General features: G+C 52.6%; 12 protein-coding genes. All 12 read left to right on the top strand.

The window, feature by feature from the left end; translation table 11 throughout:
• The first annotated feature begins 3 nt into the window (after positions 1-3).
• The 12 genes from Afil_RS04240 (at position 4) to Afil_RS04185 (ending at position 18,047) form a co-directional block, all read left to right on the top strand.
• Positions 4-1,644 (top strand): oligosaccharide flippase family protein, encoded by a 1,641-nt coding sequence (locus Afil_RS04240; RefSeq protein WP_230267273.1) that lies wholly within the window; start codon positions 4-6, stop codon positions 1,642-1,644.
• A 2-nt stretch (positions 1,645-1,646) separates the two neighbouring features.
• Positions 1,647-3,524 carry a tRNA uridine-5-carboxymethylaminomethyl(34) synthesis enzyme MnmG gene (gene mnmG, locus Afil_RS04235; RefSeq protein ID WP_230267272.1) on the top strand — a complete coding sequence of 626 codons (1,878 nt, stop codon included), beginning with the start codon at positions 1,647-1,649 and terminating at the stop codon, positions 3,522-3,524.
• Between the two features lie 285 nt (positions 3,525-3,809).
• Positions 3,810-4,235 (top strand): FtsB family cell division protein, encoded by a 426-nt coding sequence (locus tag Afil_RS04230; protein WP_255658208.1) that lies wholly within the window; start codon positions 3,810-3,812, stop codon positions 4,233-4,235.
• Between the two features lie 654 nt (positions 4,236-4,889).
• Positions 4,890-5,201, top strand: a complete 312-nt coding sequence (locus Afil_RS04225; protein WP_230267270.1) for a hypothetical protein — start codon at positions 4,890-4,892, stop codon at positions 5,199-5,201.
• Positions 5,189-5,656 (top strand): winged helix-turn-helix domain-containing protein, encoded by a 468-nt coding sequence (locus tag Afil_RS04220; RefSeq protein ID WP_230267269.1) that lies wholly within the window; start codon positions 5,189-5,191, stop codon positions 5,654-5,656. The genes Afil_RS04225 and Afil_RS04220 overlap by 13 nt, the downstream gene beginning before the upstream one ends.
• Before the next feature lie 369 nt (positions 5,657-6,025).
• Complete coding sequence (locus Afil_RS04215) at positions 6,026-8,491, top strand: glycogen/starch/alpha-glucan phosphorylase (RefSeq protein WP_255658207.1); 2,466 nt, start codon at positions 6,026-6,028, stop codon at positions 8,489-8,491.
• Between the two features lie 234 nt (positions 8,492-8,725).
• Positions 8,726-9,907, top strand: coding sequence for a 1-deoxy-D-xylulose-5-phosphate reductoisomerase (gene dxr, locus Afil_RS04210; RefSeq protein WP_230267268.1), 1,182 nt, complete (start codon positions 8,726-8,728; stop codon positions 9,905-9,907).
• Positions 9,908-10,025: 118 nt separating this feature from the next.
• Positions 10,026-11,909 (top strand): hypothetical protein, encoded by a 1,884-nt coding sequence (locus Afil_RS04205; protein ID WP_230267267.1) that lies wholly within the window; start codon positions 10,026-10,028, stop codon positions 11,907-11,909.
• Between the two features lie 181 nt (positions 11,910-12,090).
• On the top strand, positions 12,091-13,749 hold the full coding sequence (locus tag Afil_RS04200) for an RDD family protein (protein ID WP_230267266.1): 1,659 nt from the start codon (positions 12,091-12,093) through the stop codon (positions 13,747-13,749).
• A gap of 219 nt (positions 13,750-13,968) precedes the next feature.
• Entirely contained in the window at positions 13,969-16,104 is a 2,136-nt protein-coding gene (metG, locus tag Afil_RS04195) for a methionine--tRNA ligase (protein ID WP_369413421.1), read from the top strand.
• On the top strand, positions 16,104-16,481 hold the full coding sequence (locus Afil_RS04190; RefSeq protein WP_230267264.1) for a hypothetical protein: 378 nt from the start codon (positions 16,104-16,106) through the stop codon (positions 16,479-16,481). The genes metG and Afil_RS04190 overlap by 1 nt, the downstream gene beginning before the upstream one ends.
• A 447-nt stretch (positions 16,482-16,928) precedes the next feature.
• Positions 16,929-18,047 (top strand): galactose ABC transporter substrate-binding protein, encoded by a 1,119-nt coding sequence (locus Afil_RS04185; protein ID WP_230267263.1) that lies wholly within the window; start codon positions 16,929-16,931, stop codon positions 18,045-18,047.
• Positions 18,048-18,142: the final 95 nt, after the last annotated feature.

The following is an 18,142-nucleotide window of genomic DNA, read 5'->3' as shown; positions in this document are numbered from 1 at the left end:
CCTATGTCCAAAGAGAATAAACATTCAACCGCTTCCGTGGCGAAAAAATCGATCATCGCTGGCGGCCTGATCGGCACCGGCGGCTTTTTTATTGCGAAAGCGATTGGCCTGCTCTATTCCGTTCCTTTTTCGACTATCCTCGGCAGCGACGCCTTAATGTCGTACTACGGTTCGGCTTACCGAATCTACAGCTACCTGCTCAACGTCTTTACCGCAGGAGCACCGATGGCGATTGCCACTATGGTCGCCAAATATATTACGCGCAAGAACAGCCGCACCGTTCTGGCGGTTCAGCGCATGTCCGTTCTGTTCATGGCTCTGCTTGGCTTTTTAGGCATGGTCATCATGTTTGCGCTCTCAAGCGTGCTCGGTCCGCTGATGGCCGACGGTACGCAGGACGGCGCCCAGGTGATGACTCAGGTTCTGGCCATATTGTCCATCGCCATATTTTTTGTTCCGCTGCTCAGCGCCTATCGCGGCTTTGTGCAGGGATGCAAGGAGATGGAGGAATACGCCTTTTCCCAGGCGTTTGAACAGATCTTCCGCGTCGGCTTCCTGCTTGGTGTCGGCTGTCTGCTCGTTTACGTCTTCCATTTTTCTACCGTATATGCGCTGTACGCGGCTGTTTTATCGACGTCCGTAGCGGCCGTTGCGGGTCTGATTCAGATCATGCACTTTTCCAAAGGGCTTCAGGGCCAGCTTCGCCGTTCGGCGAAAACCGAAAATACGAGAGCCGTACCCCTTCGCCCGCTCTTTAAGGAATTCATTCTGATCTGCATTCCGTATCTGCTCTTTGCGGTCATCGGTTACGCCAACGACATTTACGACGCAGTTCTGCTTCCGACGGGCCTGCGCATGTCGAGCTATACGGCTGCCCAGATTCAGACGATGACGTCGGCGGCCAACTACGTCGGCATCAAGCTGACTGCGATTCCGATGATTCTTTCTCCAGGCTTCGTGGCGGCGATCATTCCGCACATCACGTCCGCTCTGGAAATGAAGGACTACAGGACGGTGCGCAAGGATATCCTCGACTGCATCAATATCGTTCTGTATATCGCGCTCTTTCTCAGCTTCTGCATTTTCGCCTACGCCGGCCCGCTCTTCTACTCGCTCTATTTCACAAGCGACTTGCCTTTAGCGACGCAAAGCGTGCGCTGGATTGCGATCGAAGGCTTTTTCGGCACGATCACGCCGGTCATTTCCTCGATGATGATGGCCTGCCGCATGCGCAGGAAACTGCTGAAGCAGATGCTTATTTCCGCAGTGATCAAAGGCATTATCATGGTACCGATGGTCATGCTGATGGGAATCGCGGGCGCGGTGATTTCGTCCGTGATCTGCTTTTCCTACATTATTTTCTATTCGCTCAATCAGATGACAAAGGCGTACGGCGTTCGCTTCCGCTCCACCCTGAAGCTGCTCGTGCAGACGTCCATCTGTCTGCTTGCGACGAGTCTGGTGATCTGGCTTCTCAGCCTGATGGGCTGCGGTGCAACGACCGGCTCGAAACTGATGTGCTTTCTGACGATGTGTGTCAGCGGCATTGTCGCCTGCATCGTCTTCTTCGGTATGTCTCTGTATTTCCGCATTCCCCAGCATCTCTTTCATATCCGGTTTAAACGGCCGGCAAGGAGGGTGTAATCATGTATGACGTTTTAGTGGTCGGCGGCGGTCATGCCGGCATTGAAGCCGCGGCGGCGGCAGCCCGCATGGGACAGAAAACCATCCTGGTCACAAACGATATTTCCATGATCGGCTCGATGCCCTGCAATCCCTCGGTCGGCGGTCCGGCCAAGGGCATCGTCGTTCGCGAAATCGACGCCTTTGGCGGTCTGATGCCAAGAGCAGCCGACCAGACGGCTCTGCAGTTTAAAATGCTGAACACGAAAAAAGGACCGGGCGTGCAGTGCCTGCGCGTACAGTCCGACCGCGACGAATACCGCCGCTGGATGCGCGAAGCGCTGATAGCCCAGGATAACCTGGAAATTCTCGAACAGCGCGCGGCGCGCATTTTGCTCGAAGGCCATCGCGTCATCGGCATCGAATGCGAAGACGACACGCAGATTCTTTCGCGTACCGTCATTCTGACCGCCGGTACCGGCATGCGCTCGACCATTTTGCGCGGCCATACCGCGACCGTCAGCGGCGCGGATGGCATGCCGACCAACTCGACGCTTTCGCAGTCTCTGGCCGACGCCGGTCTCGATCTGATCCGTCTGAAAACCGGAACCCCTCCGCGCGTTGTCTATTCGAGCGTGGATCTCTCGCAGGCGGCCATTCAGCAGGGAACGGATGAATTCATCACGTTCTCCGATACGACTACGCCAGATGAAGTGCTGCCCTTTGATCAGCAGCTGCCCTGCTACCTGATTTACACCACGCCAGAAACGCACGAAATCATTCGGGACCATCTGCAGGATTCTGCCATGTATTCCGGTCTGGTCACCGGTACAGGTCCCCGCTACTGCCCGAGCATTGAAGACAAGCTCGTACGCTTTGCGGACCGTCCCCGCCATCAGCTCTTTCTCGAACCGGAGCGCGCTGCGTATGATACGTTTTACATCCAGGGATTTTCCACATCCATGCCCGAAGACGTGCAGGGACAGATGGTTCGCTCGCTGCCTGGCATGAAAGACGTCGAAATCCTCAAATACGCCTACGCGATTGAATACGATGCCGTCGATCCGCTACAGATGAAGCCTTCGCTGGAAAACAAGAAAATTGAAAATCTGTTTACCGCCGGCCAGGTCAACGGAACGTCCGGCTACGAAGAAGCGGCCGGTCAGGGTCTGATGGCCGGCATTAACGCCGCCCTCAAAAACCAGGGGAAGGAACCAATCGTGCTCGGCCGGGATCAGGCGTACATCGGCGTCATGATTGACGACCTGACGACCAAAGGCACGAAGGAGCCGTACCGTCTGCTCACCTCGCGTGCGGAATACCGTCTGCTGCTGCGCCATGACAACGCTCCGCGGCGTCTGTGTGAAATCGCCCATGCCTGCGGCGCCCTCAGCGACGAACGCTACGAAGCGTTCCTCAAGAGTCAGGACGAAGAGAAAAAGGTTCTCGAAGATCTGGCCGCAACCCGCATTAAGCCGGATGAAAAAATCAACGCCGTTCTGGAAGCGGCTGATGCCGGTTCTCTTGAACAGGGCTGCAGTGCGCTCGATCTGCTCAAGCGTCCAAACGTTACCGTACATATGCTGGAACCGTGGCTTGGCTATTCGGTATCGCCCAAAATTGCCAAGCGCATTGAAATCGAAACGCGCTACGCGGGCTACATAGCCAAGGCCAGACGGGATACCGAACGCCTGCAGAAACTTGAAGACGTCCGCATCCCCGAAACGATCGATTACGATCAGCTCGAAAATCTCGCGCTCGAAGCGCGAAGCAAGCTGAGCCAGATCCGCCCAAGAACCCTTGGACAGGCCAGCCGCATTTCCGGTATCAACCCGTCGGATATCGCGGTTCTCTCGGCTTTCCTCAAAAGCCGCAAGGCCGAGTCGGAACCGACAGAATAAAAACAGTACAGCGGTCTGCATGGACCGCTTTCTTTGTACATGAAAACCGTTCGAATCTGACGTTTTTAAAAAATAACGCACGTGTACGGGCACAATGAATCCGTGTAAGTACACACGGTCTAAAATTGAATGAGAGTTATAAACATTCATCGAAATGAAAGATAATTTCGGCTTTTAAAGCCTTTGTTCTTTCTTCTTTGTCACAGATAGAGAAAAGTCTCGAGTTTGCTTTAGATTAAACATTTGATCTGATAGACTAAGACCGCGGGAAGGAGGTGTCCGAACATGGCAGATTCGCGTCGAAAAAGCAAAAAGAGAAGATTCGCAGCACGCTGGCGCGGATTTATATATATCGGTCTGATCGCTTTCAGCGTCTTCTGTTCCGTCCTGATGGCCAATGATATCGGAACCTGGCTGCATATCAATCAGGAGGTTCATGCCAATGAGAAACTGCTTGATGAGCTCACCAGCCAGCAGAGCGAACTCGAAACCACCCGCAAAAATCTGACGAACCCGGACTACCTCGAAATGATTGCCCGGGGCAAATATCATGTTTCCAAAAACGGCGAACAGGTGTTCGTTTTCCCGCAGCTTGGCGAAGAGGAAGAAGACCAGAGTGATTCGTCCAGTTCGCAGTCTTCGAACAAAACCGTAAAGCCCAAAGTAACCGAAGGGCTTGCGGACGCCGGTTCGAATTCGGAGGGAAACTGATCGGAAAAATCCGGCTCGGTTTTTAAATGCATATAGAAAAATGACAGGAGATGTCCTTAACCGGGCCTCTCCTTTTTGTATGGTCCGGCATGCACTTAAACATGTCTGGGTTGGTCCGCGGGGAGAACCGGAACGGGGCAGGCCTGAAGCATGCATCAGTTTCTCGCAGAAACGGGCAGAAGATCGCAGAGAAAAACTGAAAAACTTAAGCCCTAAGCCAGGAGTCAGAGTGCATGTCCTGCCCGCCCGCTCCTTTCGATCGACGGATCCAAAATCGTTTCCCCGCTGTAAAGAGCGCATCACAGGCCTTCGGATCTGGGTCCTCTCAGGGAAGAGAAGACGGATTTTCGTTCTTGAAAATATGAACGAAATCTGAACAAAAGTTTCGCTTTTCAGGAAATTTCATTCGAAAAACAAGGACAGACCGGCAGACTGTAAGGCAGTCTGCCTTTTTGTTTTTGAAAGAAAAGCGCATGCAAAACGAAGTGGTAATCGGTCGTAAAGAATGAAATAAGTCGTATAAATAGGCGGAAAATATGCACAATAAACCATAAAAATAAACAAATAAAGAAATAATGCAATCGAAGGCATAAGCCGGTAAGGTCGCAAAAGCGACGGTCGGAAAGCTTAACGAAATCAAAATAAAATCTAAATATGCAACGGTACGGCTTTTCAAAACGGAAACGGCATGCATTCATGTCAGGGAACAAAGGCGGCTGCCGCGCCGGGAAGCGAGATCCAGACGGAGCAGAAATCCTGCACAGACAGAAAGGAATCTTCCTTTTTCTTCGAGGAACGCTGCGTAAAACGAAGTGCCAGGCCCAATCCGGGCAGGAGAAAATTTCGGGTACAGCACAAACAAAGCAGCGGGAGTTCAGGGCCGAACGCGAAGCAGGAAAACAGAAGTTTAACGAAACAGGAAGAAAAGAGTTGGAAGGAAAAGGAGACGGATTATGTCCTATGTAAATTTACAGAAACCGGCAGAAGGCAGCCGGGGGAGAGTTGTCACGCTCGATAACGTACAGCGGATGGTTTATGACCAGCCGCCGCGCCAGTGGGATCCGCAGACGATCCGGGAAAGCGTGATTTATCAGACGGGTGATCTTCTGATCGATCGCGGCGCACAGATTATTTTCAAGGGAGGGGAAATGTTAATGGCGACTCCGACCGAATTTGAACTGATCCTGCATCTGGTCGAACACCAGACTTGCTTCTGCGCCAGAGAAGTTCTGATCAATGTCATCTCGAGCCGCCTGCGCCACTGCATCTCGGACAACACGCTGTCCAAGCACATCTGCCGGGTGCGCAAGAAACTCGGAGACGATGAAATCGCGCCCTATATCCTGACGCAGAATTCCAAAGGGTATAAATGGAACTTTCCCGTAACCCGACGCTTTATTACCCGGGAAACGCTCGTCTGAAACCAGACAGCCTGCACCGGACCCAGCCCGAACAGCGCAAAACGGCCTGGCATCTAGCGATATTCGAGTCAGGAAATGGCGGTTTGAAAGGCCTTTCACGCTTTGAAAACGAGGAAGATACCGGGAATGTCAACAATTGGACCGATTCGAACCGGGTGTGTCAAAACGTGTAGAAATCGTAGGAAAAGCAATGCCTGAAAGATGATGAATATATCCATTACGGGGATCCGGAATTTTTAAAGAAAGAAGGGTACTTCCAGAAAAAATCACAAATGATCACAAAATTGGGCAGAATACTTGCCTGCACGGCTGGGGCTTTCTTGCTTTTCGAAGACCCGAATCTATAATTCAGTTCGTGGAGGTTTAACGATGAATAACATTTTCAGCAGTAAGGAAACGTTTAAGGAAGCCCTTCGCGCTGAAGTGTCCGCCCGTTTCGGACGCGATCTCGAAGATGCTTACGATGAAGAACGTTATTTAGCCCTTGGTGCTCTGATCCGCGATCATGCAGGAAACTCCTGGAAGCTCACAAAAAAGAGCGTTCGCGCAAACGGTACGAAACAGCTTTACTACTTCTCAATGGAATTTCTGATGGGCCGTCTGATGGTCAACAACCTGATGAACATGGGAATCTACGATGTTGTCCGCGATGGACTGGCCGATCTGGGACTGGATATTCACAACCTGGAGGAACTTGAATGCGATGCCGGCCTGGGCAACGGCGGTCTTGGCCGTCTGGCCGCATGCTTCCTCGATTCTCTGGCAAGTCTGAACCTGGCCGGAAACGGAAACTGCATCCGCTATCACTACGGTCTGTTCAAGCAGGAAATCGTCAACGATGAACAGGTGGAAAAACCCGACTGCTGGCTCCGTCTGGGCAACGTCTGGGAAGTCTGGAAACCCCAGCACGCCGTACAGGTCAAATTCGGCGGCACCCTCGATGCCTACATGGACCAGTTTGGCCATTTCCATTCGCATCACAACCCGGCGTTTGTGGTCCGCGCGGTACCGTATGACGTACCGATTGTCGGCTACAACACCCCGACCACCAACACCCTGCGTCTCTGGGACGCGGAAGTGGATGAAGAATCCGTACAGGCGGGCGTTCTGAACAAGTACCTCAATGACGTACAGGCGCTGACCGCTAACGTGTATCCGGATGATTCGACGTACGAAGGCAAGGAACTGCGCCTGAAACAGGAATACTTCTTTGTCTGCGCCGGCGTGGATCAGCTGATCCATAATCATCTGCGCGTATACGGCTCGCTCGACAATCTGGCCGAGAAAACCGCGATCCAGCTCAACGACACCCATCCGGTTCTCGTCATTCCGGAACTGATGCGCGTACTCATGGATGACTACGATTACGACTGGGATCAGGCGTGGGATATCGTTACCCGTACTGTGGCCTATACCAACCACACGATCATGGCGGAAGCGCTGGAGCGCTGGCCGCAGGAAATGATGCGTTCGCTTCTGCCGCGCGTCTACATGATTATTGAAGAAATCGAACGCCGCTTCCATTACGAAGTGCAGCATGCCGGCAAGGAACACATGTTCCCGGCGATGTCGATTCTTTCCAACAATCAGGTCAACATGGCCAACCTTGCGGTTGTCGGAAGCCATTCGGTAAACGGCGTTGCCAAGATTCATTCCGAAATTCTCATCAACGATGTCATGGCTTCGTTCGCGTCGTTCTACCCGGGCCGCTTCAATAACAAGACCAACGGTGTCACCCACCGTCGCTGGCTCGTATATTCCAACCCGCAGCTGACCGAACTGCTGAAAAAATACATCGGCGACAGCTTCATCAAGCATCCGGAAGATCTCGAAAAGCTGATGGCCTATGTCGACGATCCGAAACTGCAGGAAGAGTTCTTCGAAGTGAAGCTCGAACGCAAGAAAATTCTGGCTGCGTACGTGAAGGAACATCTGGGCATTGAGGTCGATGTCAACACGATTTTCGACTGCCAGTCCAAACGTCTGCACGCCTACAAGCGTCAGCTGATGAATATCTTCCATATTATGTATCTGTACCTGCGCATGAAGCAGGATCCGAATTACCGCATTACGCCGACGACGTACTTCTTCTCCGCCAAGGCTGCTCCTGGCTACGCACTGGCCAAGGAGATCATCAAGCTGATCGTCAAGGTCGCCAACCGCATCAACGGCGATCCGCAGGTCAGCCAGTACATGAAAGTCGTCTTCATCCCGAACTACTCCGTATCGATCGCCGAACTGCTGATCAACGCGGCAGACGTTTCGGAACAGATTTCTACCGCAGGCAAGGAAGCGTCCGGTACCGGAAACATGAAGTACATGATGAACGGTGCGCTGACGCTCGGTACACTCGATGGCGCCAACGTGGAAATCGTCGACTGTGTCGGCTTTGAAAACGCGAAGATTTTCGGTCTGAAAGTCGAAGACATCGAATGCATTCGCCGTGAGAACAGCTACGACGTCTGGCGGATTTATCATTCCAACCCGAAACTGCGCATGGTCATTGATTCTCTGCGCAACTGCACATGGTCGGAAAATCCGAACGAGTTCCAGCTGATCTTCAACGACCTGATGCTGCACAAGGACGAATTCTTCGTTCTGGCCGACTTTGATGCCTACCTGATGGCCCATGCGGACGTATCGGCCTGGTATGCCGACAAACCGGCCTGGGCTCGTGCCATGCTGGTAAATATCGCCAAATCCGGCTACTTCTCTTCCGACCGCACCATCCGCGAATACGCGAAGGAAATCTGGGGTCTGGATGAAATTAAGTTCACGCGCCAGGAACGGCTGGAAGCCGGCTGCACCGTGGATGACGAAGAAGACGCCGCGTAAGCGCGACGGTTCCCATTCGGTTCAATTCGTCTTAAAAATCACGATTTGCTTATAATAAAGAGGACTGCGGTCCTCTTTTTTTCATGGGCGCAAAAGAAACGATGCCCAGCCTCCCTTATATGCGGGAGTTTTCGCTCTGGCCTGCCGTTTTGGAACGGGGAACAGGGAAAAATTAAGAAAGAAGAAAACGAGGACAGCCTTTATCCCGCAGGGGATAAGAATGGACATTTTTCTATGAACAAAAAACCTGTAAAACTTCTGCTTCTTGGCGCGACCGGCTCGATCGGTACGCAGACACTGGATGTGCTGCAAGCCCATCCGGATGATTTTGAACTGGTCGGCATCAGTGCCGGAAAAAATAAAGCCGCACTTGAAAGCATTCTCGCGCAGTTTCCATCTGTAAAAGCGGCGGGACTCAGCGCGCAGGACGAGACCATAAGGGAAGATGCAAACGGCGTGGTCTGGTATGGCGGCGAAAAACAGATGGTGCATATGGTCGAAGAACTCGACTACGATCTGCTTGTCAACGCGGTTGTCGGCTTTCGCGGTCTCGCTCCGACGCTGGCTGCAATTGAACGCGACAAGGATGTCGCGTTAGCCAATAAGGAATCGCTGGTCTGCGGCGGCGAACTCGTTCAGGACGCCCTGAAAAAGCATGACGCCGTTTTGCGCCCGATCGATTCCGAACATTCCGCCATCTGGCAATGCCTGCAGGGAAACCGTCACGAAGACGTTTCCCGACTGATCATTACCGCCTCGGGCGGATCGCTGCGCGATCTTGGCCGGGAGGAACTGGCCGACATTATACCGGAGCGGGCGCTGAAGCATCCGTCGTGGTCGATGGGGCCGCGTATTACAATCGATTCGGCGACGATGGTCAACAAAGGCTTTGAAGTCATTGAGGCGCACTATCTCTTTGATATGCCGTATGAACAGATCGCCACGGTACTCCATCCGCAGTCGATCGTTCATTCGATAGTCGAATATCAGGACGGCGCGAGCATTGCCCAGCTGGGCAGCGCGGATATGCGCCTGCCGATTCAGTACGCGCTGTACGGCCCGGATCGCCCGTATTTAAAAGAAGATCATCCGCTTGATCTTACCCGGACTCTGACTTTAAACTTTAAGGAAATGGATTACGATCGCTATCCGATGCTTTTACTGGCCGTTCAGGCGGGAAAGCGCGGCGGCAACGCCGGCTGCATTTTCAATGCGGCGGATGAACAGGCGGTAGACCTGTTTTTGAAAAAGAAAATTTCCTTTCTCGAAATCGAAGAGGCGATCGCCGACGCGCTCGAACAGATTCCCTTTATCGAAAACCCGGATCTGAACGATCTCTTCGACACGGATGCCCGGACCCGCGCGCACGTCAAAGCCCGCTGGTGTGGACAAAACGCGTCTGGACCCCTAGACTGAGAAAGCTGAAAACCGCCTGCCGGTTTTCAATGAAGTGTTGAATCTGATTTGAACGTTTGTTTTCAAAGCGGGCTTTTCTGCCGCTTTGAAAACGGTGAATAGATAGAAGGAGGGTCATGTGAAAAAGACATCTTTGTATTCTCTTGCCGCCCTGATGGCGGCGGTCTGCCTGCCTGCAGGATCGATGATCCGGCCGGTTCTGGCTTCCAATTCCACGCTCCCCGCCGTTATCGAAGGGGAAACGGTCGATCCCGCATGCATCACTCCTGATGAGTTCGTGAATCGATTTTGTAAATTTGAAACCATTCGTCTTCTGCCTGACGGCAGCAGCGTAAAAGATTCCGTATGGTATACGACGCTTACCCCGGAAAACGCACCGCTTCTCGCGCAGGGCAAAGGCATCTTTGATCAGATGGACGCCCAGCGCCAGCAGATCGTCATTCAGGCGGCCGCTGCGTTTGGCATCGACTATCCCGCCCTTGCGCAGAGCGCAGTGGACTATTGTGCTGCTTTAGAAAACGCAGCGCAGACACCGCAAACGCCTGCACCGGCCGCGCCTTCCGCGGATTTGGACGCTTCTTCGCAGACGAAAAGCGATCCGGCTCAGAGCGCAGCGGACAGTTCGGCTTCTTCGGAAAAAAAGGATGAACAGCCTTACGGTACTAACGAAACATCCGCTTCGGATTCTTCCGCACCGACAAAGGCTGATCCTTCACAGGAAGCACCCGCCAATGGAGAGGATGTTAAATCCAGTGAAGATACAGGAACTTCCAATGAGCAGACACCTTCTCAGACGCCGGATTCCAAAACGGAGCAGCCGGTAAATGGCGAAAACGGAAATGCGCAGACTTCGGATGCACAGGAAAATTCGAACGTTTCTGATGAAGAAACGTCTGACAAACCTGCCGATGACACAGATCCGGCAAAACCGGAAGACGCTGCTCCCGAAGCTCCCGCTGAAGTTGTGGAAACCAAACCGGTTTCCTACCAGTACACAGAAGGAACGCTCAATCTGTCTTCTTCACACATGCCAGGCGGCATGAGCGTACAGACCCTGAGCTTTCCCGTGAATCCGGAAACCGACGATCTGACGGGTACCATTGCCAAGTCGCTGGCAGAAAATGCCGGCTGGCCCGCCTGGACGGTCGAACCGGTCATTTACCAGTACACGAATAAAGAGGTAACCGTACAGACTGCGGTTTTATACCGTGTGGCAGCCGGAGATCTGCAAATGCTGTTTGATTACGGCATCGGTCTGGACGGTCATATCGCGGTAACGCTCTATAACGCCAGCAGCTGTTCCTACAATATGGATTCCAGCACGCTGCAGCTGCCGCGCATCGGCTACGCCGTGCTCAACCCGATCGCGGAAACCGACGGCATTCAGAACGAAATTCAGCCAGTTGATCCGGCAGCAGCGCCAGCAAATACTGCGGAAGCCACCGGAATCAAAACCGAGTCCGTCTGGACCGTGGACAAGGCTGCGTCTTCGGAAAATTCAGAAGAAGCCGGCAAAGTCGCCCAGCTGAGCGTCTTCCCGGAAATCGCGGATGAGACGATCGCAAAACAGCGTGCCGCTCTGATCAATGCGCCGACGCTGATGAGCCTCGATAATCAGGCCAATGATTTCGTTCAGCGCTACGCCATGCAAAACGGAGCTGTGATCAAGGCGATTAACGCGTCCAACTACCAGCAGGTCCTTAACGGCATGAAAGCCTGGAACGCGCTGAGCACGAGTCAGCGCCGGTCCGTCAACGACTATCTGATTGCCAACGGAAGCTCCCGCTTCCAGCAGCTGTATCGTCAGGCGAATGAATACCGTCTGGGCATGCCGCTGCAAAAGGAAAATCTGCCTTCCTCAGCCGGATCGGTCAATACCGCTTCCGTAGCGGAACTGCCGATGTATCTCGCTTCCTTTGCGGGTGCGGCCAGCGCGCTGGTAACGTTCAGCCAGGCTGCCTTTGGCAAAACGAACAAGGACGAAGACGACGCCTCGCTTTAAAAAGAGGAAGCGTCCGTTCATTTCGCCTTTCCCTTGCGAAAGGGACAGGTTAATCCTTTGCTTTTTCAACAATCCTTTGTATGATCAAAGTTCGCCGGGACTGTCCTGGCGGACTTTTTGAATTTATGCGGGATTGCCGTATGATGAAAATACTAGATATCGAACGAGAATCGAGGTACGAATGGCCACTTACAGCAAGAAAGATCTCGAGCGGGCGAAATTTGTCAAGGAACAGGAACTCTATGTAAAAGAAGGCTATAAGAAAGCCGTCTTTTTAAACCGGACGTTTGCGGACTATCAGAATCACCTGTATGCGTATCTGATTGATCTGAGCATCTGTCTGCTCCCCGTCTACGTCTGGGGCGTTGAGTTTATCCTGATTTTATCGGGAGTCATCTCCCCGGCTTATTTCGATCTGCTTTTTTATATAATGTATGCCCTGCTCTTTTTGACGAGCTGCATCCTTCTTCCCCTGTACACCGCCTCCAAGGGCGGGTACTCGTGGGGCGGACGGCTGATGGGACTGCGTCTAGTACGGGCGGATAAAAAACCGGCAACCGTCATGCGGCTTGTCGTGCGCGAACTGCTCGGCATCGGCGCGCCGATGATGCTTTTTGGATATTTCTTCTCCATCTGGGGCATCTTCTTATGGTGGGGCGTGAACGGACTTTGCGTTCTCGCATCCCCTCACCAGCAGACCATTTTTGACTGGCTGCTCAATCTGGCTCTGGTGTATACGCCGCGCTATTCCATGCGCGTCGTCGGCTCGAAAGCCAAGGGCCAGAAACCGGCTCCGTCCAATACGGAAGAAAACGAAAATTCTTCCGCCGCTTCTCCGTCGGAAAAGCCCGCGGCTCAGGCGGCAAAACCGCAGCCCAAAGGGCAGGTTAAACCGGCACTGAGCGAGGAAGAAAAACAGATCTGGCCGATCGATCTGCACATTCGCTCAAGCTTCAGCGACGACGCGGACGGGGAAGTGGAAGATATTTTCTGTCAGGCGAAAGAACAGAACATGGAAGTCATTTCCATTACCGACCATAACAACGCCAGAGCCAACGCCCAGGCGGTGCGCTTTGCGAAAATGTATGGCATCCGCTACATTCCGGGCGTCGAAATCGACTGTGAACTCGATGGAGAACGCGTCCGGATTCTGGGCTACTACATCGACTGGACGGCGTCGTTTTTCGACCAGATTGAACGCCTTTCCCTGAAACGGGAAAAAGACGCGTCGATCGACCGGATCCGCGCCTTTGAAGCCGCAACCGGCATGAAAGTCGATACGGAATCCCTGCTTTCCAACTCGCGCTTCAAGCTGCTGCGTCCGCAGGAGCTGACCGATCTGGTATTCGATACGCCCGAAGCCCGCAAGCTGCCGGCTGTATCGAGCTATCTGATCAGCGCCCGTTCGGAAAAAGAAGCCCGTGAGGCGTTCCTGCGGGACTATTTCGGTCCAGGCGGCCCGTGTCACATTACGTATAAATATCCAAACGCCCTGAAAGTCATTGAAGGCATTCATCAGGCCGGGGGACTGGCCGTACTTTCCGGCTGGCACATTTCCCGCATTTCCAGTGAAGTTCTCCTTCGGCTGATGGATGGCGGACTCGACGGCTTTGAAGTGTTCGCTCCCAACAATACGGAAGCCGAAAAGCGCTTCCTGCTCAAACTGGCCGGCGAGGAAAAATCGCTCATTACCGCCGGTTCGGATTACCATGGCACAAGACGTCCCGATCGAAAGATGGGCGTAACGACGATGACCGGCAAAGCCCGTTCGGTAGTCGAGCTTTTTACGCAGGCTGCCCTCGAACCGCCCAGACCGTCTTCTTCCAGACGTGCCGGCTGATCGCTTTACTGCTTTAGAATGTTCAAAGGCACAAGGATCCCGCCCTGTTTGTTCAGGGCGGGATCTGTTTTTACTTTTGCTCGCTTCGATTGGTGCCGCAAGATTGCGCAAAGCATGAAAACGACAAATAAACACGAGAAGCTTTTCATACTTTCGCCATGAGCGCAGGGATTTCGCGGGCAAAGATGGAATTGGTCCGGTTTGTGGTAAAATTTTTCAATGAATCGGCATGCCGGAACGGGCGCTTTGTCTGCTGCACTTTACGCACAGACAGACCGAACGCCAGACAGATTCCGGAGCCGCCACGCTGAACCTGCAAAAGCGATTTTTTGGCTTTCAGGAAAGCCGCTCAAGAAAGGAAGCAACAGGTACATGACAGAGAAAACGCCTTACTTTCTGACGACCGCGATCGCGTATACGTCAGGAAGACCACATATTGGAAACACCTACGAGATCATTCTCTCCGATGCGCTCGCCCGCTTTAAACGGGCGCAGGGCTACGATGTCTTCTTTCAGACCGGAACCGACGAACACGGTCAGAAAATTGAAGAAAAAGCCGCCGCGGCAGGCATTACGCCGCAGGCCTTCGTCGATGACGTTGCCGGAAAAATCCGCTCCAACTGGGATCTGATGAATACGTCCTACGACTGCTTCATCCGCACCACCGACGAAAAGCACGTCAAAGCGGTACAGAAAATTTTCCGTCGTCTGTATGAACAGGGCGACATTTACAAAGGCGAATACGAAGGCTGGTACTGTACACCCTGCGAATCGTTCTGGACCGAGTCGCAGCTCGTGGACGGCAACTGCCCGGACTGCGGAAGACCCGTTCACAAAGCGAGAGAAGAAGCCTACTTCTTCAACATGCGCAAATACGCGGATCGTCTGATGAAGTATATTGAGGATCATCCGGATTTCATTCAGCCCGAAAGCCGCAAAAACGAAATGGTCAACAACTTCCTCAAACCCGGTCTGCAGGATCTGTGCGTATCCCGCACGTCCTTCTCCTGGGGCATCCCGGTCGATTTCGACAGCAAGCACGTTGTCTATGTATGGCTCGATGCGCTGACAAACTATATTACGTCGCTTGGCTACGATGCCGATCTGCCCTGCGAAGAACAGCCGGAAGCCTTTAAGAAGTTCTGGCCGGCGACTCACATTATCGGCAAGGACATTCTTCGCTTCCATACCATTTACTGGCCGATCTTCCTGATGGCGCTCGATCTGCCGATGCCCAAAAAAGTCTTCGGTCATCCGTGGATGTTAATTGGAGAGGGCAAAATGTCCAAATCCAAAGGCAACGTCATTTACGCCGAAGAACTCGTTGAACATTTCGGCGTCGACGCCGTTCGCTACTACTGCCTGCACGAAATGCCGTTTGCACAGGACGGAACGATTACGTGGGATCTGATGATCGAACGCATCAACTCCGATCTGGCCAACGTCCTTGGAAACCTCGTCAGCCGGACGATTGCCATGGAAAACAAGTACTTTGACGGTCTTGTCGAAAATCCAGGCGTGACTGCACCGGTCGATGACGAACTCAAAGCAGCTGCCGAAAATGCGGTGGTGAAAACCGAAGAGAAGATGGAAGACTTCCAGGTCAGCGCTGCGCTCGACGAAATCTTCACCCTTCTGCGCCGTTCCAATAAATACATTGATGAAACCGAACCGTGGAAGCTGGCCAAATCCGAAGAGGATCTGCCGCGTCTGAAAACGGTTCTGTACAACCTGCTCGAAAGCATCCGCATTGCCGGCATTCTGCTCGAAAGCTTCATGCCCGAAACTTCGGCAAAAATTCTCGATGCGCTCAACACAAAGGAACGCACGCTCGATTCCGCCCGTCATTTCGGTGCGCTCGAACAGGGCATTCATGTCGCCGAAAAGATCGAACCGCTCTTTGCGCGTATTGATGCCGCCAAGTTTGCGAAAGAAAACGGCCTGACGCAGGAAGAACCCGAAAAAGCCGCGAAGAAAGAAAAGAAAAAAGAGAAGAAGGCCTCCAAAAAAGAAGAGAAGCCCGCAGAGCCGATCGAGATCGATGACTTTGCGAAAGTGTCTCTGAAAGCCGGCCGCGTTCTTGAAGCCAAAGTTCATCCAGACGCAAACCGCCTGCTTGTGGAAACCGTCGATCTTGGAAACGGCGATGTCCGCCAGATCGTTTCCGGCATTGCACAGGCGTATGCGCCGGAAGACATTCAGGGAAAAATGGTTGTCGTTGTCGCCAACCTGAAGCCGGCTAAACTGCGCGGCGTGGAAAGTCAGGGCATGCTGCTGTGCAGCGTGGGCAAGGACGGCAAGCCTGCCGTTGTCTTCCTGGATGACGCCGTTGAACCCGGAACGACCATTCGCTGATGACCCCAAGACAGAAACTGCTGTTTACCCAGATCCAGCTGGCGCTTGCCGGCGTGCTGATTATGGTTTTCGGCTTTGTCTGGGATCGGACGGAACTGATTGTTCTTGGTGCCGTCGTCTGCGCCTATGGCGCCATCCGCGCACGGATTCTTCCCAGGATGATTGAAGAAGACGTCACGCCCGACGAAAGTCTGGACGAGATCATCGCCAGAGCCAAAGAAGACGAAAAGGCTAAAGAAACCGAAAAAGGCAGCAAAGCCGAAGAAGCACAAAAGGATGGGGATCTCAAGCCAGAGGATCCAGCCGATCCGGCAGAGCTGACATCGCAAAAAGAAAAGTGCGACCGTATGAGAGCCGAAACAGACAAAACGGAATGATTGTCTGCTTATTCGATCCGACTTGTCGCCCCTGTGTCTGGACGCTGAATTTCCGACCCATAAAATCACATAAAGCAGGAGAGAATAGAGTGCTCCTGCTTTTTTTCTGCGTAAATACGGAAAAGGACGGGTGCCTATGGAGGAATCTCATAAAAAAACACCGGAAGAAGCTGCAGGACAAAGGGCGCATAAAGGGAAAATAGCTACAGGTTAAGCAATTCTTACGCTCAAAAAGAAAAGTTAAGTAAAATTAACTTTGATATTTAGTTAAACGAAGAAACCTTTAACCGAACATATTGAATAAAAATTTACCGAAAACCAGCGAAAACCCTTTCAGAATCTGTTGTTTAAAACAAATGCCTATGTTATAGTTCACATGTAAATTCTTCCGCAATTCCGCGGAACTCTCGTAAGAGACGAGAAATAGAAAGGGTACACTTAAGTACTATGGAACTCAACAAACTCTTTAAAACCATGATGGCAGGTGCTATGGCCCTGTCCCTGGCAGCTTGCGGCAGCAGCGACGGCGGCTCCACAAGCAGCACAGCTTCCTCCACAGCTGACTCCGGTTCTGCTGGAGGAGAAGGCGAAGTTTCCGTATTCTACTACACATACGGCGACGACTATATCTCCACAGTTCGTGCAGCTCTCGACAAAGACCTCGAAGATGCAGGAATCACCTACGCTGACTACGATGGCGGCAACAGCCAGACTACTCAGACTGAACAGGTACAGACAGCGATCTCCAAAGGATCCAAGTGCCTCGTTGTAAACCTGGTTGACACAGCTTCCCAGGATGCTGCGAAAGAAATCATCACCCAGGCTGAAACTGCTGGTATCCCAGTAATCTTCTTCAACCGTTCCGTTGACGAAGAAGTTATCTCTGCTTACGACAAAGCTGCTTTCGTAGGTACTGACTACGAAATGGCTGGCAAAATGCAGGGTGACATGATCGGTGAATACCTGAACGCAAACTACGATGCTACTGACCTGAACGGCGACGGTGTAATCTCCTACATCATGCTGAAAGGCCAGGAAGGCAACGCTGAAGCTGACGCTCGTACACAATACGGTGTAGAAAACGCTGACGCTAAACTGGCTGAAGAAGGCCACGAAGCTCTCGCTTACTACAAAGCTGACGCTCCTACAAAATACGAACTGGACAAAGACGGTGCATGGTCTGCTGCTCAGGGTACTGATATCGTTCAGAACGCTCTGTCCCAGTACAACGAAGAAAACGGCGACATGATCGAGCTCGTTATCGCAAACAATGACGGTATGGCTCTTGGTGCTCTGTCCGCTCTGCAGAACGCTGGCTACAACGACGGCGAAGGCAAGACCATTCCTATCTTCGGCGTAGACGCTCTTGACGATGCGAAGACAGCAATCGACGAAGGCAAAATGACTGGTACCATCAAACAGGATGGCGAAGGTATGGCCGCTGCGATCTGCCAGATGGTTCAGAACATGATGGCTGGAAAAGACAAATTCGAAGGCCTCGATTCTGCAAACGTAGTCGGAACATGGCGTATTAACATTCCTTATTCCGAATACAAAGCTGACTAATTTCCCGCTGCAGGAAACAGAATCAGTTTAAAACCGCAATGATTCCAAAATCAGCCACGGGTTCCCCGTGGCTGATTTCGAATCAGGCGATCACA

The organism is Allobaculum fili, from assembly GCF_020969955.1.
In the GTDB taxonomy this organism is placed as follows: Bacteria; Bacillota_I; Bacilli_A; order Erysipelotrichales; family Erysipelotrichaceae; genus Allobaculum; species Allobaculum fili.
The sequence above is the reverse complement of the archived record's forward strand: the minus strand, read 5'-3'. Positions and strand labels throughout refer to the sequence as shown.